Annotated in this window: 17 protein-coding genes; 5 read left to right on the top strand and 12 right to left on the bottom strand. The window is 65.3% G+C overall.

Annotated features, from left to right (window positions below):
• Window positions 1-33 precede the first annotated feature (33 nt).
• Window positions 34-1,023, bottom strand: coding sequence for an acrylyl-CoA reductase (NADPH) (acuI, locus tag HLA98_RS13600; protein ID WP_057500578.1), 990 nt, complete (start codon window positions 1,021-1,023; stop codon window positions 34-36).
• A 103-nt stretch (window positions 1,024-1,126) separates the two neighbouring features.
• Here acuI and HLA98_RS13605 point away from each other — a divergent pair, with 103 nt between their 5' ends.
• The 3 genes from HLA98_RS13605 (at window position 1,127) to HLA98_RS13615 (ending at window position 3,842) form a co-directional block, all read left to right on the top strand.
• Window positions 1,127-1,474 (top strand): winged helix-turn-helix transcriptional regulator, encoded by a 348-nt coding sequence (locus HLA98_RS13605; protein WP_057500577.1) that lies wholly within the window; start codon window positions 1,127-1,129, stop codon window positions 1,472-1,474.
• Window positions 1,475-1,622: 148 nt separating this feature from the next.
• Window positions 1,623-2,486 (top strand): Smlt3025 familytype IV secretion system inhibitor, encoded by an 864-nt coding sequence (locus tag HLA98_RS13610; RefSeq protein ID WP_057500576.1) that lies wholly within the window; start codon window positions 1,623-1,625, stop codon window positions 2,484-2,486.
• A 30-nt stretch (window positions 2,487-2,516) separates the two neighbouring features.
• Window positions 2,517-3,842, top strand: coding sequence for a Smlt3024 family type IV secretion system effector (locus tag HLA98_RS13615; protein WP_057500575.1), 1,326 nt, complete (start codon window positions 2,517-2,519; stop codon window positions 3,840-3,842).
• Window positions 3,843-4,039: 197 nt separating this feature from the next.
• Here the strand turns inward: HLA98_RS13615 and HLA98_RS13620 are convergent, their stop codons facing one another.
• From HLA98_RS13620 to HLA98_RS13640, 5 genes are all read right to left on the bottom strand, one after another.
• A complete protein-coding gene (locus HLA98_RS13620; RefSeq protein WP_236495808.1) occupies window positions 4,040-4,162 on the bottom strand; it encodes an EF-hand domain-containing protein in 123 nt (40 codons plus the stop codon).
• A gap of 73 nt (window positions 4,163-4,235) precedes the next feature.
• The gene (locus HLA98_RS13625; RefSeq protein WP_057500574.1) at window positions 4,236-4,706 is read right to left on the bottom strand and encodes an outer membrane lipoprotein; all 471 of its coding nucleotides are present in this window, start codon (window positions 4,704-4,706) and stop codon (window positions 4,236-4,238) included.
• Complete coding sequence (locus HLA98_RS13630) at window positions 4,703-5,269, bottom strand: UDP-N-acetylglucosamine acyltransferase (RefSeq protein ID WP_049458660.1); 567 nt, start codon at window positions 5,267-5,269, stop codon at window positions 4,703-4,705. The genes HLA98_RS13625 and HLA98_RS13630 overlap by 4 nt, the downstream gene beginning before the upstream one ends.
• 491 nt (window positions 5,270-5,760) lie before the next feature.
• A complete protein-coding gene (locus HLA98_RS13635; RefSeq protein WP_057500572.1) occupies window positions 5,761-7,902 on the bottom strand; it encodes a TonB-dependent siderophore receptor in 2,142 nt (713 codons plus the stop codon).
• A gap of 74 nt (window positions 7,903-7,976) precedes the next feature.
• Window positions 7,977-8,621 (bottom strand): TetR/AcrR family transcriptional regulator, encoded by a 645-nt coding sequence (locus HLA98_RS13640; RefSeq protein WP_049448517.1) that lies wholly within the window; start codon window positions 8,619-8,621, stop codon window positions 7,977-7,979.
• Between the two features lie 82 nt (window positions 8,622-8,703).
• On the opposite strand from HLA98_RS13640, the gene HLA98_RS13645 reads away from it, so the two are divergent.
• Window positions 8,704-10,227: an FAD-dependent monooxygenase gene (locus tag HLA98_RS13645; RefSeq protein ID WP_057500571.1), complete on the top strand. Its 1,524-nt coding sequence runs from the start codon at window positions 8,704-8,706 to the stop codon at window positions 10,225-10,227.
• An 8-nt stretch (window positions 10,228-10,235) separates the two neighbouring features.
• Here the strand turns inward: HLA98_RS13645 and HLA98_RS13650 are convergent, their stop codons facing one another.
• From HLA98_RS13650 to HLA98_RS13670, 5 genes are all read right to left on the bottom strand, one after another.
• Entirely contained in the window at window positions 10,236-11,939 is a 1,704-nt protein-coding gene (locus tag HLA98_RS13650; protein ID WP_057500570.1) for an ATP-binding protein, read from the bottom strand.
• Between the two features lie 528 nt (window positions 11,940-12,467).
• The gene (locus tag HLA98_RS13655; protein ID WP_057500569.1) at window positions 12,468-12,713 is read right to left on the bottom strand and encodes a hypothetical protein; all 246 of its coding nucleotides are present in this window, start codon (window positions 12,711-12,713) and stop codon (window positions 12,468-12,470) included.
• A gap of 125 nt (window positions 12,714-12,838) precedes the next feature.
• Window positions 12,839-13,108, bottom strand: a complete 270-nt coding sequence (locus HLA98_RS13660) for a hypothetical protein (protein ID WP_057500568.1) — start codon at window positions 13,106-13,108, stop codon at window positions 12,839-12,841.
• Window positions 13,109-13,211: 103 nt separating this feature from the next.
• The gene (locus tag HLA98_RS13665) at window positions 13,212-13,688 is read right to left on the bottom strand and encodes a hypothetical protein (RefSeq protein WP_057500642.1); all 477 of its coding nucleotides are present in this window, start codon (window positions 13,686-13,688) and stop codon (window positions 13,212-13,214) included.
• A 94-nt stretch (window positions 13,689-13,782) separates the two neighbouring features.
• The gene (locus tag HLA98_RS13670) at window positions 13,783-15,021 is read right to left on the bottom strand and encodes an NADH:flavin oxidoreductase/NADH oxidase family protein (protein ID WP_057500567.1); all 1,239 of its coding nucleotides are present in this window, start codon (window positions 15,019-15,021) and stop codon (window positions 13,783-13,785) included.
• An 89-nt stretch (window positions 15,022-15,110) separates the two neighbouring features.
• On the opposite strand from HLA98_RS13670, the gene HLA98_RS13675 reads away from it, so the two are divergent.
• Window positions 15,111-15,590: a MerR family transcriptional regulator gene (locus HLA98_RS13675; protein ID WP_057500566.1), complete on the top strand. Its 480-nt coding sequence runs from the start codon at window positions 15,111-15,113 to the stop codon at window positions 15,588-15,590.
• A gap of 16 nt (window positions 15,591-15,606) precedes the next feature.
• Here HLA98_RS13675 and HLA98_RS13680 read toward each other — a convergent pair whose 3' ends face one another.
• Window positions 15,607-16,818 (bottom strand): MFS transporter, encoded by a 1,212-nt coding sequence (locus HLA98_RS13680; protein WP_129550509.1) that lies wholly within the window; start codon window positions 16,816-16,818, stop codon window positions 15,607-15,609.
• Window positions 16,819-16,863 lie beyond the last annotated feature (45 nt).

The following is a 16,863-nucleotide window of genomic DNA, read 5'->3' on the forward strand; positions in this document are numbered from 1 at the left end:
CGTCGCCGGATGGAATGCGCTGGGGAAACTTCCTCAAGCATTCACATCCACGACAATCCGCCCGCGCACCCTGCCCGGAATGATCTGCTCGTAGACCTCAAGCACGTCGGCAAGCCCAATCAGCTGCACCGTGCTTTCCAGCTTCTGCGGATCCAGGTCGGTGGCAAGCCGGTCCCACGCACGTTGGCGAACGTCCTGCGGCGCATTCACCGAATCTACGCCCGCAAGGGTCACGTTGCGAAGAATGAAGGGCAGCACCGAGCCGTGCAGTGCATCGCTTTGCGCCAGTCCACAGGCGGCGACGGCACCGCGGTATTTCGTCTCGGCAATCGCGTTGACAAGGGTAGGGCCACCCGCCACATCCACCACGCCGGCCCAGCGCTCGGCGCTCACCGGCCGGTCGCGCGGCTCTGAAAGCTGTGCGCGATCGATGATCTCGGCCGCGCCCAGGCTGTGCAGATACTCGGCGTGTTCCGGGCGGCCGGTGGCAGCCACCACGCGATAACCCAGCTTGGAAAGGATTGCCACCGCGATCGAACCGACGCCACCGTTGGCGCCGGTCACCAGCACATCGCCCTTGTCGGGCGTCACCCCGGCATGTTCCAGGGCCAGCACGCACAGCATGGCGGTGTAGCCGGCGGTACCGATGGCCATGGCATCGCGGGTGGTCAGGTTGCCGGGAATCCTGTTGAGCCATTCGCCTCGCACGCGGGCGCGCTGTGCCAGGCCGCCATGGTGGCCCATGCTCAGGTCCCAGCCATTGAGTACAACGCGGTCGCCAGGCTTGAAGTCGGGCGTGCTGGATTCCAGCACCACGCCTGCCAGATCGATGCCGGGAATGAGCGGGAACTTACGGATGACCGGACTCTTGCCGGTGAGGGCAAGCGCATCCTTGTAGTTGAGTGTGGAGTACTCGACCTGCACCAGCACGTCGCCGTCCATCAGGTTGGCATCATCGAAATCGACCAGTTCCGTGGATACGCCGTCGTTCGTTTTGCGGGTCAGCAGTGCCTTGAAACTCATGGTGGGGGGCTCACGTTCAGTGGATGAGCCCATGCTAGGCTCGCACCGTTATCGCAACAAGAACGATGATTTTCCGTAGGTACTATGGTTTTCCGGAGTATTCATGCGTAGCAAGCGTTGGGACGGCAAGAGCGGGTGCGCCGTGGAGGTCACGCTGTCGGTGATAGGGGGCGTGTGGAAGCCCGTCATCCTCTTCCACCTGATGATGGGCAAGCGGCGTTTCATGGAACTGACGCGGCGGGTGCCCAATGCCACCCAGTCCATGCTCACCAGCCAGTTGCGTGAACTGGAAGCCGATGGCGTGGTGATCCGCCACGTGTACCCGGAAGTGCCGCCGAAGGTGGAGTACGAGCTTTCCGAGTTCGGCCGCACGCTGGTGCCGGTGCTGCTGGCGATGCGCGAGTGGGGTGAAACCTATCGCGGCCATGGAAGCACGGACAGCGACGGCTGAGACCTGGAGTGGAGCGCCGAAGCAATAACCGCAGCACCGCAGGCAGCACATGAGCGCCGCCTGGCTCCATGAAGGGCTGCGATGCGGCTCCTGTTTCGTTGACGCCCGGTTGCCTATAGTGGCTCTGGAACCCTGCAATGGAATGCCCATGCACGTGATGTCCCCCAGCCGTTGCCTGACGCTTGCACTTGCCGTCGCAGTGAGTGCCAGCGCGTGTGCGCGGCCACCGTCCACCGAACTCGAAAGGAATCCCGCCATGTCCGGCGCAACGCAGACCGGCCGCACGATCAACGGCCACACCTATACCGATGCGCCCGTTGACGTGAAGCTCGGGCCGAACACCTTCCGCATCCCGGCCAACTACCTGGACAGCCAGATCGCACCGTGGCCGGGCGAGGGCGTGACGCTGGTCATCGAGTGGCCGGACATGACGCCGACGCCGCCGGGCGCCCGGGCCAATCCGCGTACGAATGATTTCCGGAAGGAGATTCCCATTCGGATCAACTACGTCGATCGCGTCCCCGTTGAAACACTGCTTTCAAGGCTGTCGTCAAATGAAGCCATCACGGAGGAGGGCTCTGTGGAAAGGGAGGATCCCAGGGACCGTCTCGATCAACGCGTTGCACAGCCGGAGACCTTGGGCCTGACGCCCTATGCAATCGATGACGCGAAGATGGTGGTGTACGCGAAGAAGTATGAGGCGCGGTACGGAAAGCCGCCTGTGCGTAATCCCGCCTACGAAAGAGACTGGTATATCGCACGTCAGGGCGACGGCCGGATCAGCTCGTTCATCAAATGTGACGGCGAGGAATTCCGACACGACGGCGTGCGGCTGGAGGGGCGCGAGGTGATCAGTGAGCCTGGGGAAGTGGCAGCGGGCTGCGTTCATTACTTCGTGGACATCGACAACAAGCTGTCCGTCAGCCTGGACTACAAGAGAGCGTTTCTGAAGGACTGGAAGCGCATGGAAGAGGCCGTCAGGGACGTCATCGCGCGCACCCGGTCCAAGTGATCAGTGATTCAAGGAAGAGAAGGGGCAGGTATGAGTGGATTGACCGAACGGGATCTGAGCGTCCTTGGCAGCTATGCCAGAGACGGCAACCGCGAGCTCTACTGGAACTACCTGTCGCAACTGCCGGGAGCCGATGGATACGGGACACTGGCACTGGGTGTTGTACGCAATGACAGCCTGCCGGGACGCGTCGCGAACGCGTATGCACAAAGCTACGCGAAGACCCAGCAGGACGAGGGATCCCGGTTTTCAAATGCACAGTTGACGGAGCGGCAATGGGAGTCCTTTGGGCAGACCCTGCTCGAAAGAGATCTTGAGTTGCGGCAGCAGTGGATGAACGAGCGCCGTCCAGACCTGGCACTGAATCTTCCCGGCAAGGATGTGATGCTGGCTCACGACCGGGCATTTGAACGGCATGAACTTGATCCCAACTGCTGGACGCCGCGCGTGTTGCTGCAGGCGGCTGAACAGAAGAGCGGCCCCTCGAAGCTGGAACAGATCTGGACCAACATGCTCAACAACGACTACGCGGGCGGTCCACGCGTAGGCAACACCAGCGTCGATGCCGTCAGCCAGATGGGATGGACGAAAGGTGGCCAGTACCTGACCCGGTTGAGCGTGCTGGAAGCCACCCAGGCGCTGGAGGGCCGCTCGGCGGTCGATCCGAATGTCATCGGTGGCAACAGCTACTATGCGACGTACTTCGAAGCGGACAGGAAGTGGGCCAGTATCAGTGCGGGCGGCGGCCACATGTCGATGCGCGAGATCACCGATCCGGCCCGTATCGCCGAACTCAACGACGCGCGCGAGGTTCGTCTGGAACGGCAGGAAAAACGTACCCAGTTCCACCCGGACGACCCGTACCGGACCATTACCCGCAGCCCGCTTACCGCAGCCGTGGACGACGTGCCGGATCCCTCGCAGGCACCGACCCGTCTGGCCGACATTGGTCCTGGCCACCGTGAGTACGCATTGATGCAGCAGGTGCGCGAAGGCGTGGCCGCGATCGATGCCAGCGCGGGACGGACCCACGATGAGAACAGCGAGCGCCTTGTGGCGAGCGTGATGGCATTGGCGCGCCACAACCAGCTCGAACGTGCCGACCATGTGCTGCTGAGCGCTCAGACCGCCGATCAGCCGGCCGGCCGCAACGTATTTGTGGTGCAGGGTGAGTTGAATGATCCGGCGCATCTCCGGGCCTCCATGCCCACGGACAGGGCGGTGCAGACGCCGGTCGAGCAGTCACTGCAGGCCATGCGGACAGTCGGTGCGGATCGTGAACAGGCACACGCGCAGCGCCAGCAACAGGAGATCGATGTGCAGGCACGCGACACCCCGGCCATGCGCATGGGCTAGGGTCCCGGCTTGCCGCAGCTCCGCCTCGTGTGCCCGGACCGCCGCCTCGATGCTCTGCACCCGCCGTGTTCCACGGCCCCGTGGGCGTGTTTGGCTGGAACCCGGAAGTACCGGCTGCCGCGACGGTGGTCGTGGCGAAGATCGACCGGATGACGCGTAAGGGTGAGTATCCGGACGTCGCATCCGGCACCGGGACGCTACTTCGCCGGGGCGTCTGCTGTCTGCTCGGCCACCATGGCCTGCTGCATTTCCTTCAGCGACAGATAGCCATCGCCATCAGTATCCAGCCCCGCAAAATACTTCGCGATTTCCGGCACCACCGCGGCTTCCTTCCTGCTGCTCCCCCTCGGTGTCCAATACAACGATGCCCCTCGGAAGGGGCATCGTTGGGGCTTACGGCGTTGTCTTCGCTTGGCGCGGGTCGGCAATGATGCGCGAGGGCGATCCATACAGCACCAGGACCCGCATGCCGGTGCTGAACACCGGATCGGGGCCCTGCACAACCGTCATCAGGTTGCCGTTTTCCGTCTGCACCACGTACTCCAGACCTTGGGTCTTGGAAAGTGCGCGTTCGGAAGCGGCACCGGCAATCGCGCCCACAACCAGGCCGCCGATGGCGCCAATGGCGGCCGCCTGATCGCTACCGCCAATGGTCGAGCCGGCGACGCCGCCAGCAGCTGCGCCTGCGACGGCGCCGCCACCTTGGCTGCCGTCGATACTTACCGGGCGAACACTGATGACCGTACCGCCGACAGTCCGATTGACCTGTCCCACCGAACCGATGGAGTAGCTGTCGGTTCGCACGTTGGGCGCGCAGGCCGTCAGCATTGCGGCAACAGACGCACCCAGCAGCAGGCGCTTCACGGCGCTTCCTGCTTGTTCGGGAACATCGGCTTGGTGATGTCCACGGTCTCCAGCGCCTGCAGGAACTGGGCGATGTTGTTCTGCGCCGAACGGCTGATCGACTCGCGAGCGCGGATGACACCGGCAAAGGCATAGTTGAACGGTACTTCGCCGGAGGCGCTGACATCCTGGGTGTATACGATGCTGCCGGTGGCGCGATCGATCAGCTCATACCGGGCGATCGTCTTGGTGGTCATCGAGGCGCCGAAATTCGGAATGTCGATGGCCAGGATCTTCACCGAAAGACTCAGCTTCACCGGCGCGTCGTCACGGAAGACCGCCATCTTGTTCAACGCTTCGGTCAGCGCGTTCTGCCACATCTGCGGCACTTCGTGCTGGGCCTGCGCCGGAATCTTGCCCTTGGCCTCGTCCGGGCGGGCCAGGGTAACGGTCAGCGACTTCAGCTCACCGTCGATCTTCTTGCTGCTGACCCCGACGTTGGGAACCGAGAAATTGAGCGGAGGATTGGTGGTGCAACCCGCCAGCGACGCAGCGAGGATCGCTGCGAACAGGAACTTCTTCATCCATTTTCCCCTGTGATTATGTTGAAACATCCATGGTGAATCGTGTTTTCGTCCGCAACGTCGATGCTGTGCTTCAGCGGTCGCATGAAGGCGTGGCTGACTGCGCGCAAGGATACCTGAATTGGGGCGGTCTGCTATCTGGCATCCCCAGCGCTCAAACCGGCCTCCGGGCGGGCGCGTGTTACCAGGGTAATCAGGCGAATGCCTGTGAGAGCGGACGGCTGCGGGTTGCTGCCTGGCGCTGACCGCGGCCCAACGGCATCTTGCTGCAAGTGTGTGCAGCTTGCCGGCCCACGGGCTGGAACTCACTGACCTGTTCGTTCTGGCAGGCGGCGAGCAGGGGCAGCAGCACCCATGGCAACGAGCGCTGCAGTAGGGTGCGGATCCGTGTCATTGCATCAGGCCTCATCCATGGGGCGGGTCATTGGATCATGCTGGGTGCAGCCAAGAGCGGGCTTGCAAGCGCGCCCTTGGCGCTACGGAACGACGGCTCAGAAACTGTACGCCGCCTGCAGATACACCCGCCGCGGCTCACCCGGGAAATGCCCGTTGCGTTCGATGAAGCCACTGGCCGCGTACACCTTGTCGAACAGGTTCTTGACGTTGGCCTGGAACTGCCATTGCCTCCACGTGGTCTTCCAGCTCATGTCGAATACGGTGTAGGCCTTGACCGTCTGCCCATCCAGGCTGACGCGCTCGCCGACGTGATCGGCGCCAAAGCCGATGGCGGAATTGATCGCCGGCAGGTCATAACGCGTCCACACGCCCAGCGTGTTGCGCGGCGCGTTGGCGAATCGGTCGCCGGAGGCGTTGGTGATGCCACTCGGGCCGGCGTCCTTCACCCGCGCATCGTTGTAGGCATAGGTCAGGTTCAGCACCCAGCGCTCGGTGAGATCGGCCAGAAGGTCCAGCTCCATGCCGGTGCTGCGCACCAGGCCCAGCGCGGCCAGCTGGTTCACGCCACCGATCACCTCGCCGGTGGCCTGCACGATGTTGCTTCGGTCGATCCGGTAGGCCGCCATGTTCAAAGTCACACGGTCGGCCAGCAGCGACTTCATGCCCACTTCCCACTGCTTGCTGCGCTCGGCATCGAACGGTCCGCCAGCGGCCGGGTTCTGGTTGGCGGCACTCTGTGGCACGAAACCACTGGCGACGTTGGCGTAGACATTCAGGCCCTCGCGTACGGTGAACGTGCTGCCCAGCCGCCAGCTGAGATCGTTGCCAGCCACACTGCTGCCACTAATGCGATCCGCATCCTTGAAGCCATCCCAGCGCAGCCCGGCCAGCACATGCCAGCGTGTGCCCAGTGCCAGTTCGTCCTGCAGGTAACCGCCATAGCGCCTGCTGCGGGTTGAGGTGCTGCGCCAGGGCAGGGCGGCCAGGTTGTAGTCGTGCCAGGTACTGGCGCCATACACGGGATTGAACAGGTCGATGCCGCGCACCGGCCCGGCACCACGCGCAAGGTCAGCGCTGTTCGCGGTCTGTGCGGTGAAATCCGCATCCAGCTGGTACACATCGGCGCCGAACAGCACCTTGTGCTCAACCGTGCCGGTGGCCACCCGCCAGACGGCATTGCCGTTGGCAGTGAATGCTTCGTTGTCGCGTATCTGGTTGCGCAGCTGGCGTGTCATCCACTCGGCCACGCCATCGCGGTCACGATCGATCAGGCCCATCGGCTCGTGGTACATCTGGTGTTCGTTGTTGCTGAACCAGCGGGCGGCGAAGTCCAGGTCCAGAGTGTCGCTCGGCGCGAAACGGTACTGCGCCAGCGCCACTTTGGCGCGCATGTCGAGAAAGTCGCTGGCCTCGTTGTGGTTCCAGCGGCGGTCGGTCAGGAACGTGCCTGCATCGTTGACCGGCACGCCACGCAGGCGGTTGCCGCCAAGGTTCTGGGTGATGTCGGTGAACTGCAGCACCAGTACGCCGGTCTGGCCAACGTCGAAGGCCAGCGAGGCGTCGCCGATCACGCTCTCGCTGTCGGTGTTCCAGCGCACGCCCTTTTCACTGTCAGCATAGAGCCCGGCGCGATAGCGTACGCTGCCGACGGCATTCAACGGCCCGGTACCCTCGATCGATCCGGCACGGAAGTCCTTGTCCCCCAGCTGGACCTCGATGCGGCGTTCGGCGCTGGCTTTCGGCTTGCGGGTCACGTAGTTGATGACACCGCCCGCATCACCACCGCCATACAGCGCACCGGCCGGCCCCTTCAGCACTTCCACGCGCTCGATGTTGAACAGCTGCGGCACCGAAAATCCTGCATACGGGTCGCCACGCAGACTGTCATACAGCACGTTCTCCTGGCGGAAGCCGCGCAGGGTCACCCCGGCATAGCTGAAATAGCTGATACCGCTGATGCTGCGATAGAGGTCGGTCACCTGACGCGCGGCCTGGTCGTCGATCAGTTCGCGCGGGATGACCTGGATCGACTGTGGGACCAGCTCCAGCGGTGTATCCGTGCGGGTGCCGACCGCGGCATCGTCCACCCGGTACAGGGTTTGCGCACGTCCGCGGACCTCGACCTTGTCCAGGTCCTTGGGTGCGGCAGCCGAGGGCTTGGCAGCATGGGCAAGGGTTGCCAGGGGCAGGGTCAGTGCCAGGCACAGGGTGCGTTGCAGGGGCGTGGGGAGGGGCATTGGGAGAGGAATATGTGTCTGCAAATGAGAAAGATTAGCATTTGCGACACATCGAAGCCTATTCCCCGAATGCGCTATGGACGCGCGCCGGGGTCCGTATAGGGGGTGCCCGCAAGGGCCACCAGTACCCCGGTGGCACCGCGCACGATCAGCTGCAGCATGGCCTCGCGCGGGTCCTCGCCCTGCAGCTGGCTCGCCAGTCCTTTCTCATAGGCCGCCACCATCGATGCCAGCAGCATGGCCGCGCCCAATCGCGCTTCGGCGTCATGTCCGGGCCGGCCGGCAGCGAGGGCCATCAATCCCGCCAGATCGTCAGTCAACTGCGCCTGCAGCCGTCGCGCGTGCGCGACCAGCACCGGGCTCTCCGCCACGGTGCCCCAGAAGGCGGCAGCGCCGGCATTGATGCGCAGCAGCGGATGGCCAGCCTCCAGCAACTCGCGCACGAGTGACTGGAAGGCCGCCAGCGGGGTCAGGCTGCTGCGCGCCATCATGCCCTCGCGAAGCAGTGTGCGCGCCTCCTCATCCCGGTCGAACACCAGGTCTTCCTTGCTGGCGAAGTAGTTGAAGACCGTCTTGCGTGAGACGCCCGCGGCTTCGGCGATCTCGGACATGGAGACGGCCTCGAAGCCACGCCGGATGATCAGCTCGGTGGCGACGTCCGAAATCGCTTGTCGGGTCTCGGCCTTGCGTTGTTCGCGACGGCCTGGTGGCGGGGTCATGGGCGGTTCACGTGTGAAAACGTACACCGAGTGTAACATTAGACCCGCCAGAGCGCCGACCCGGCGTTCACAAGGAATCCCCATGCTGTACGACGTCATCATTGCCGGTGCCGGCCCGGTTGGCTTGTTCCTGTCCTGCGAACTGGCCCAGGCCGGGTGTTCGGTGCTGGTGCTGGAACAGGCCGGGTCCGCTGATTCGCCGTTGAAACGCCTGCCATTCGGGCTGCGCGGCCTTAACGCCCCCACGCTGGAGGCGCTGGATCGGCGCGGCCTGTTGGACGCGGTCGCCGCGACACAGGTGCTCAAGCCTGACAAGGGGGCACCGCCGCCCGGCACCGCCCATTGGATGGCGCAACCGCGTGCGCTGGGTGGGCACTTTGCGGGTATTCCATTTGCGTTGGACGATGTGGACCAGACGCGCTGGACCTGGCGCCTGCCGACGCCGGTGGGCACCCAGATGGCGGTGGAGCTGCAGGCCCTGGAAGCGGTGTTGGCCGAACGTGCGATTGCGCTGGGCGTGCGCATCGAACGCGGGCGTGCGGTACAGGCGGTGGATGCGCACGAGGCGCAGGTTGCCGTGCGCACCGGCTCGGGCATGGTCCACGGCCGCTGGCTGGTCGGTTGTGATGGGGCCCGCAGCACGGTACGCAAGCAATCGGGCTTCCTCTTTGCTGGAACCGGGCCGGAGTTCACCGGTTACACGCTGCTGGTCGAACTGGCAGATGGGTGTGTACTCACACCGGGCCGACAGTTCACCGATCACGGGATGTGCAATTTCAACCCGCCAGGCATGCTGGCGCTGGCCGACTTCGACGGTGGCGCGGGCCATCGCACGCCACTGGACCGGCACACCGCGCAAGCGTTGCTGCGGCGGGTGTCTGGCCGCGAGGCAACGATCACTGCATTGCACCTGGCCACGACATGGACCGATGCTGCGCGCCAGGCGACGGCCTATCGCAGCGGCCGTGTGCTGTTGGCAGGTGATGCCGCGCACATGCATTCGCCGTTGGGCGGCCAGGGACTGAACCTCGGCATCGGCGATGCGATGAACCTCGGTTGGAAACTGGCCGCCGTGGCGCGGGGCAAGGCCGATGAGGCGCTGCTGGACAGCTATCAGGCTGAGCGCCATCCAGTGGCCGCCAAAGTACTGGACTGGTCGCGCGCACAGGTTGCGCTGATGCGTCCCGGCGACGGTTCGCGCGCGTTGGCAGCGATCATGGCCGACCTGGCTGGCACCCGCGATGGGGCCACGTATCTGGCCGAGCGGATCTGGGGTGTTTCGCAGCAGCTGGATCTTGGTGGAGAGCACCCGCTGGTCGGCAGGAGCGCGCCTGACTTCCGGCTGGCCGATGGTCGCCGCCTGGGCGAACTGCTGAGAACGGGGAAGGGGGCGCTGCTTGTTTTCGACCCGGCGTCCTGGTCGCCGCAGCATGGCCAACGCTGGCAGCTTCCCATCGCCTGCGCCGCAGATACTGGCGATGCGGCACCGGGTCTGGGGGCGGTGCTGGTGCGCCCGGATGGCATCGTGGCCTGGGCCTGCGGCGTAGGAGGGGATATGTCCGGCCTCGATTCAGCGCTTGCTTCCTGGACCGGTCCGACGCGGTGATCTGCCGGCTAAAGCGCAGTCACCATCGTCTTGGAGCGACAGCTGGCCTCGGTCATCACAGAGGCCAGCTGCTTCAGTGAATAGGGCTTGCGCAGCAGCGTGAAACCATGGCCTGGATCGCGGGCCAGCAATTCGCTGTAGCCACTGGTAAGAATGATCGGGAGGTCGGGCAGGCGGCTGCGGATGGTGCGGGCCAGATCCAGCCCATTGGTCCCAGGCATGACCACGTCGCTGAACACCACGTGGAAACGCGCAGCGTCGCGCTCCAGCTCCGCCAGTGCTTCGTCGGCATTGCGCGCAAGTACGACGTTGTATTCAAGCTCGCGCAGCGCCCCGACTGCAAACTCGGCCACATCCACATTGTCTTCCACCACCAGCACGCACAATCCGTGGCCATGCAGCAGCCCCGGTTGCGCGGTCGGCAGCTCGATGGAGGCGTTTGCCTGTGCCAGCGGCAGATACAGCGTGAAGCGCGTACCGACACCGGCCTGACTCTGTACGTCCACTTCGCCCTCGGACTGCTTGACGAAACCGAACACCTGGCTGAGGCCAAGCCCGGTGCCCGCACCCACTCCCTTGGTGGTGAAGAAGGGCTCAAAGATCCGGTCCACCACGGACGGATCGATACCGGCACCGGTGTCGCTGACGCTGATCGCAGCGAAATTGCCTTTCATCGGCGCCGCGAACCGCACGGAAGGCACCGATGTCAGCTGTTCCACATCGATCGTCACCCTGCCGTGGCCGTCGATGGCATCGCGCGCGTTCACCGCGATGTTGATCAGTGCGGTGTCGAGTTGGGTCCGGTCCAGCAGTACCGGCAACGGGGCGTCAGGCAGGTTCACCGAAACGGAGATGCGGGCACCCAGCACTGTGGTGATGATGTCTGAAAGCGCGCGTACGCTCTCGCAAAGGTCGAACACCTGCGGCGACAGGCTTTGTCGGCGCGAGAACGCCAGAAGCTGGGCGGTCAGGCGAGTGGCGCGGTCAGCGGCGGTTTCGATGGCCTGTACATAGCGCAGGCGCGCATCTTCGGCCGGCCAGGTATGCAGCAGCATGTCCACGGAACCGGTGATGACCTGCAGCAGATTGTTGAAGTCGTGGGCAACGCCGCCGGTCAGCTGGCCGATGGCCTCCAGCTTCTGCGACTGCCGCAGCTGTTCGCGGGCGCGTACCAGTTCAAGGTGGGCCTCGCGTGCCTGCTCGGTGATGGCTGCTACCTGGCGAGTATGCCGGTCGCGCTCGATCACCCGTTCGGTCTGCTCGCTGACGACGCAGATGATGCCGGCCACGCCTCCGCAACCGGCACGCAGCGGCGAGTAGGAGAATGTCCAGAATGTCTCGCGCAACGTGCCATCACGGTCCATCATCAACGGCATGTTCTTGAAACTGCGGCTTGTGCCGCCGAAGGCATCGTTGACAGCATCCACGACGTCGGCCCAGACGTCCGCCCAGACGTCTTCCAATCGGCTGCCCATGGCACCGTGCAGCTTGCCGCCCAGCATCGGAAGATAGGCGTCGTTGAAGAAGAACGCCTTGTTGTCGCGGCCCCATGCGATCCACAGCGGCTCCGGAGAATCCAGGATCATCGCCAGCAGAGCGCGAAGTTCGGGCGGGGCGTCGGTGGCGTCGGCCGAACGGGCCCAGTCGCTGTCCTGCAGCAGTCGGTAAGCGAGTTGATCAGGTGCCGAGACAGGTAGGGGGAAGGGATGCATGGCCGTGCGCGAAGAAAGGTGACGCAGCTTAGCCGAGGTGATGTCATTGCGCCCTGCACAGGTCCTGCGCCCTCTCTTTGATCGGCCCTTCGCGGCGGACGAAGGTGCTCGCGCGGCGTCCTCTGGCTGCATCGCCATCTCCGCGCCAACGGCCTGCGTCGTGGCACCGTCGTATTGCAGCCTCAGACACCCAGAAGCGAATTCACCTGCCAATCGGCAACCCGCGCATGGCTCACCGCCTGATGACTGCCGCATCCGTCGCAGCGGAACAAGGCACCGCCCGGCAGCTGGACCAGGTTGTCTTCGCTGGCCGAGCGGGTTTCCGAGCAATGCCGGCAGATGACAGTGAGCGCCGTAATGCGCTCGACCCCGCCAGACAGATCGAACACAGCTTCAAAGGCATGGATGACAGGGTGACCAGTGGCCGGCATCGGGAGAGTCGTCGTGATGGGAAGGCCTTATCCTGCCCTCCCGATCGTGACGGACCGGTCATCCGCATGCATTGGAACGATCAAGATGCCAGGCAGCTCAGAGATCCTTCTTCTTGCCACTCAGGTCGATCGGCCTGTCGCTGCCCTTGCGCTCGCTCGACCACACTTCCATGCTCTTGTTGCAGCGGCTTTCGCGGGCAGCCACTTCGCGCGGCAGGTCCTTCAGGTGCGGCGATTCCTGGCAGGCCTGGTGCATGTTGCTGTCGTCATAGGTGGCACAGGCGCTGAGCGAAGCCAGGGCAACGGCGGTGAGGGAGGCGCGAAGCAGGGGCTGCAGGGTCATGGGGAGGTCTCGGGTGGTGCCGGGCTGGCCATGGAATTCAAATCCGTGACCCCGGGCACGCACAATCCGACCAACCGCACTTGTTATTCTATAACAGATGCGCGATAGTCCCGCGCCTGCTGGGATCAGGCGACGCAGATCATCAGGATCATGCTCAGCGCCAGCATCAGCACGAATATGCGCCGGCTCAGCGCCAGGCAGGCCAGGCAGGCGGCCAGTGCCCAGGCAGCCAGCAGCGCGCAGGCCAGCAGCCACAGCCCGATCACGATCAAGGATCCACTGGCGGGTGCGGACAGCGCGATCGCCTTGAACAGCGTCACGCCCAGCACACTGCCGAGTACGCCCGCCTGCAGGGCGATGGCATCGTGACGGGCAGGGGCGGGCGGGTGGTGCATGTCGGCGGCGTTCGTTCGCTGCGAGGAAGGCGCAGCCACTGTGCCCGACCGCATATCCACGCCATGTGTTTTTCGCGCATGCAATGCGCAGCCGGCGCGGGCCTCAGTCGAACTCGCCCTCGGCCGATTCCAGCCGTTGCCGGTAGGCCGCCCGATGCTGGTACAGGCGTTGGCACTCGGCGGACCGGTGAATCCGGCTGGCCGGTTCGTTGGCCACGGCGTCGCACATCCTTGCGATGTGGTTGCTGGACGCCAGTTCGGTCACGAAGAACACGGCGGTGATGCCGGTACCGAGCAGCACGACATAGAGCAGGCGGCTGAGCCAGCGCGTGCGCTTGCGCTCGAAGTGCTGCTGGAGGGTCAGGTCGAAGCGGATGATGCTGAGCACGATCCAGATGATCGCGACCAGGAAGCAGAGCGTGGGCAGCAGGCCTCGCCAGATTCCTGCTTCGTACACCGACTCGCTGTAGTGAACCGCTGCCCCGGCACCGGCGATGGCGATCGCCAGTGCCCAGTTGCGGCCAAGCGAGAGCAGGTCATCGAGCAGCTTCTCGCGGTTCCTGGTCGATCCTGCTGCCACGTGGGTTCCATCTCCATGCTGCGACCGGCGGCGGAACTGCCGCCGATCCTGCAGATGGTGGAGCATCGCTGCGGTGATGAGAAGACCGCGCGGCTCAATGTGCGATGGCGCGGGCGCCGATCCAGCGTCGGCAGCGGCGGGTCCGACACTTCGCGGCCGCCTGTGCCAGCAGCAGTGCCCATACCGGCGAGACCGTGGGTGCGGTGGGGCGGCGCCGGCTCAACCGGCCCAGCTGATACTTCACTGCGGCCATGTGCGCACTGGCCGCCAGCGGCTTGCTGCGCCAGTTGATGTTGCGCAGTGTCGGCACCGGGTCACGGCCCTGTTGCCAGTGCTGCGGCAGATCCGGCTCGATCGCCAGCGCCGTGGCGATGCCGACCATGGCCACGCCGCTGGCCAGCACCTGCTCTGCCACTTCGCGGCGGCGGATGCCACCGGTGACCATCAGCGGCATCGTTGCCACCGTAGCGATCTCGCGTGCGAATTCGAGGAAGTACGCTTCGCGGGCCACGCTGCGTTCGTCGCGTGCGGCGCCGGTCATGGCCGGTGCTTCATAGCTGCCGCCGGACAGTTCGACCAGATCCACGCCGAGGGGCGCCAGCATCTGCACCACTGCGCGCGCGTCCTCGGGCGAAAAACCGCCGCGCTGGAAGTCGGCGGAGTTGAGTTTCACCGCCACCACGAACGTGGGCGCCACGGCCGCGCGCACACCCTGCACGATCTCCAGCAGCAGGCGCGCACGGTTCTGTAGGCTGCCACCCCAGCGGTCATCGCGGCGGTTCGACAGCGGCGACAGGAACTGGCTGAGCAGGTAGCCGTGCGCGGCATGGATCTCCACCCCGCTGAAACCCGCGCGCTCGGCCAGCTCGGCACTGCGGATGAAGCGCGCGATCACCGAGTCGATGTCGTCCTCGGTCATCGCCTTGGGCGGTGCGAACTGCTTGGACAGCGCGCCCATCTGCAATGCGACGGCTGACGGCGCGAGCGCAGGCTGGCCAAGTGCGGCCGGCATCTGCCGCCCCGGGTGATTGATCTGCATCCACATCTGCGCGCCCCGCGTGCGGGCAGTGTCCGCCCAGGCGGTGAAGCGGTCGAGGTGGCGGTCGTCCTCCAGTACCACGCCACCCGGCCCGGTCATCGCGCGCCCATCGACCATCACGTTGCCGGTGATGATCAGTCCGGCGCCACCGTCGGCCCAGCGCTGGTACAACTGCAGCAGCGCTTCGGAGGGGGCGTGGTCGGCGTCGGCCATGTTTTCTTCCATCGCCGCCTTGGCGATGCGGTTGCGGATGACGGCACCAGAGGGCAGTGCCAGGGGCGAGAACAGCGACATCGGACAGCTCCAGGACAGGGGAATGGCGCTACGCTAACCTTCAAGTTTGATTGAAGGTCAACAGGTTCCGATGCCGAGGATTCAGGTAGATGAAGATCGGTGAGCTGGCCCGCCGCACGGGCCTGGCAGCGTCGCGCATCCGCTTCTACGAGGAGGCCGGGTTGCTGGTGGCCCAGCGGCAGGCCAACGGCTACCGCGACTATCCCGAGCAGGCGGTCCTGCTGCTGGAACTGATTACCGGTGCGCAGCGTGCCGGTTTCAGCCTGGAGGAGATACGCGCCTTGCTGCCACCGGACATGGGCCAGTGGCAGCACGACGCATTGATCACGATGCTGCAGCAGAAGGTGGCCGACATCGAGGCGCTGCAGTTGCGGCTGGCACAGAGCCGGGAGCACCTGCTGGCGCTGATCGAGGACATCCAGGCACGGCCGGAGGGCATCGACTGCGCGGCCAACTCGCGGCGGGTGCTGGAGCGCGTCAAGCGCGGTGAGCTGGCGCGACCGACGCTGGCGGCCGGCGACACAGCGTTGCTGCGGCCGGATCGCCGCCGCCGCGCGGGCGGCAGCTGACGATCCGACGCGAAGGTCAGTGGCTGCCCACGCCGGCTGCCTTGCGCTTCTTGTCCAGCATCACCGCCACGCACCACAGCAGCAGGCCGCCGATCGCGGTGGCCGCACCGACATAGCCGGTGCTGGCCGGGCTGAAGCCGGCACTGATCGCCATGCCGCCCAGCCACGGGCCGAGGGCATTGGCGGTATTGAAGGCGGCATGGTTGGAGGCGGCGGCCAGGGTCTGCGCTTCGCCGGCCACGTCCATCAGGCGCGTCTGCAGTACCGCCGCCAGCGCGCCCATCGTGCCCACGGTGATGATCATCGGGCCGATGGTCCACACCGATTGCGCGGCCAGCGGATACAGCAGAAGCATCACGATCGACCACAGCAGCACCACTGCAGCGGCCTTGAAGTGGAACTTGTCGACCAGCCAGCCACCGGCGATGTTGCCGATGATCGCGCCGATGCCGAACACGCCCACTGCCAGCGGCATCCAGGATTCGGCCACGCCGGTGACCTGCACCAGGGTCGGCGCCAGGTAGGTGAACACGCAGAACATGCCGGCGAAGCCAACGGCGCCGATCGCCAGCGCCAGCCACACCTGGGGGGTGTTGAAGGCGCGCAGTTCGCGCATCGGCGAGGTGCGCACTTCGTCCGGATCCGGCAGCAGGAAGCGCGCGATCATCGCCACGGTGGCAACGGCCAGCACGCTGACCAGGGCAAAGGCGGTGCGCCAGCTCAGCTGCTGGCCCAGCCAGGTGGTCAGCGGATTGCCGACCAGGATCGCGATCGACAGGCCCAGCAACACGCGCGACATCGCCTGGCCGCGCTGGCCGGCCGGGCTGATCGCGGCGGCCACCAGCATCGCCACGCCGAAGTAGGCGCCATGCGGCAGGCCGGCGACGAAACGCGCAATGAGCATCGTGCCGTAGTTTGGTGCCAGCGCGCTGGCCAGGTTGCCGACGGCATAGAAGCCCATCAGTGCCAGCAGCAGCTTGCGGCGCGGGAAGCTGGCGCCGACGAAGGCGAGGATCGGGGCGCCGACCACCACGCCGATGGCGTAGGCGCTGATCAGGTGGCCGACCTGGGTTTCGGAGATCGACAGGCCGCGGCTGATCTCAAGCATCAGGCCCATGCTGGCGAATTCGCTGGTGCCGATGGCGAAGCCGCCCAGGGACAGGGCTAGGATGATCAGGGTGCGCTGACGGGGCGTCAGCCGCGCAGCCAGGGAAGAGTTGGGGCTCATGCGGGGCGCGATGGGGGCGGGGAGCCGGTCATTGTACTGCTGCAC

The sequence above is a fragment of the Stenotrophomonas africana genome, assembly GCF_013004645.1.
GTDB classification, from domain to species: domain Bacteria; phylum Pseudomonadota; class Gammaproteobacteria; order Xanthomonadales; family Xanthomonadaceae; genus Stenotrophomonas; species Stenotrophomonas africana.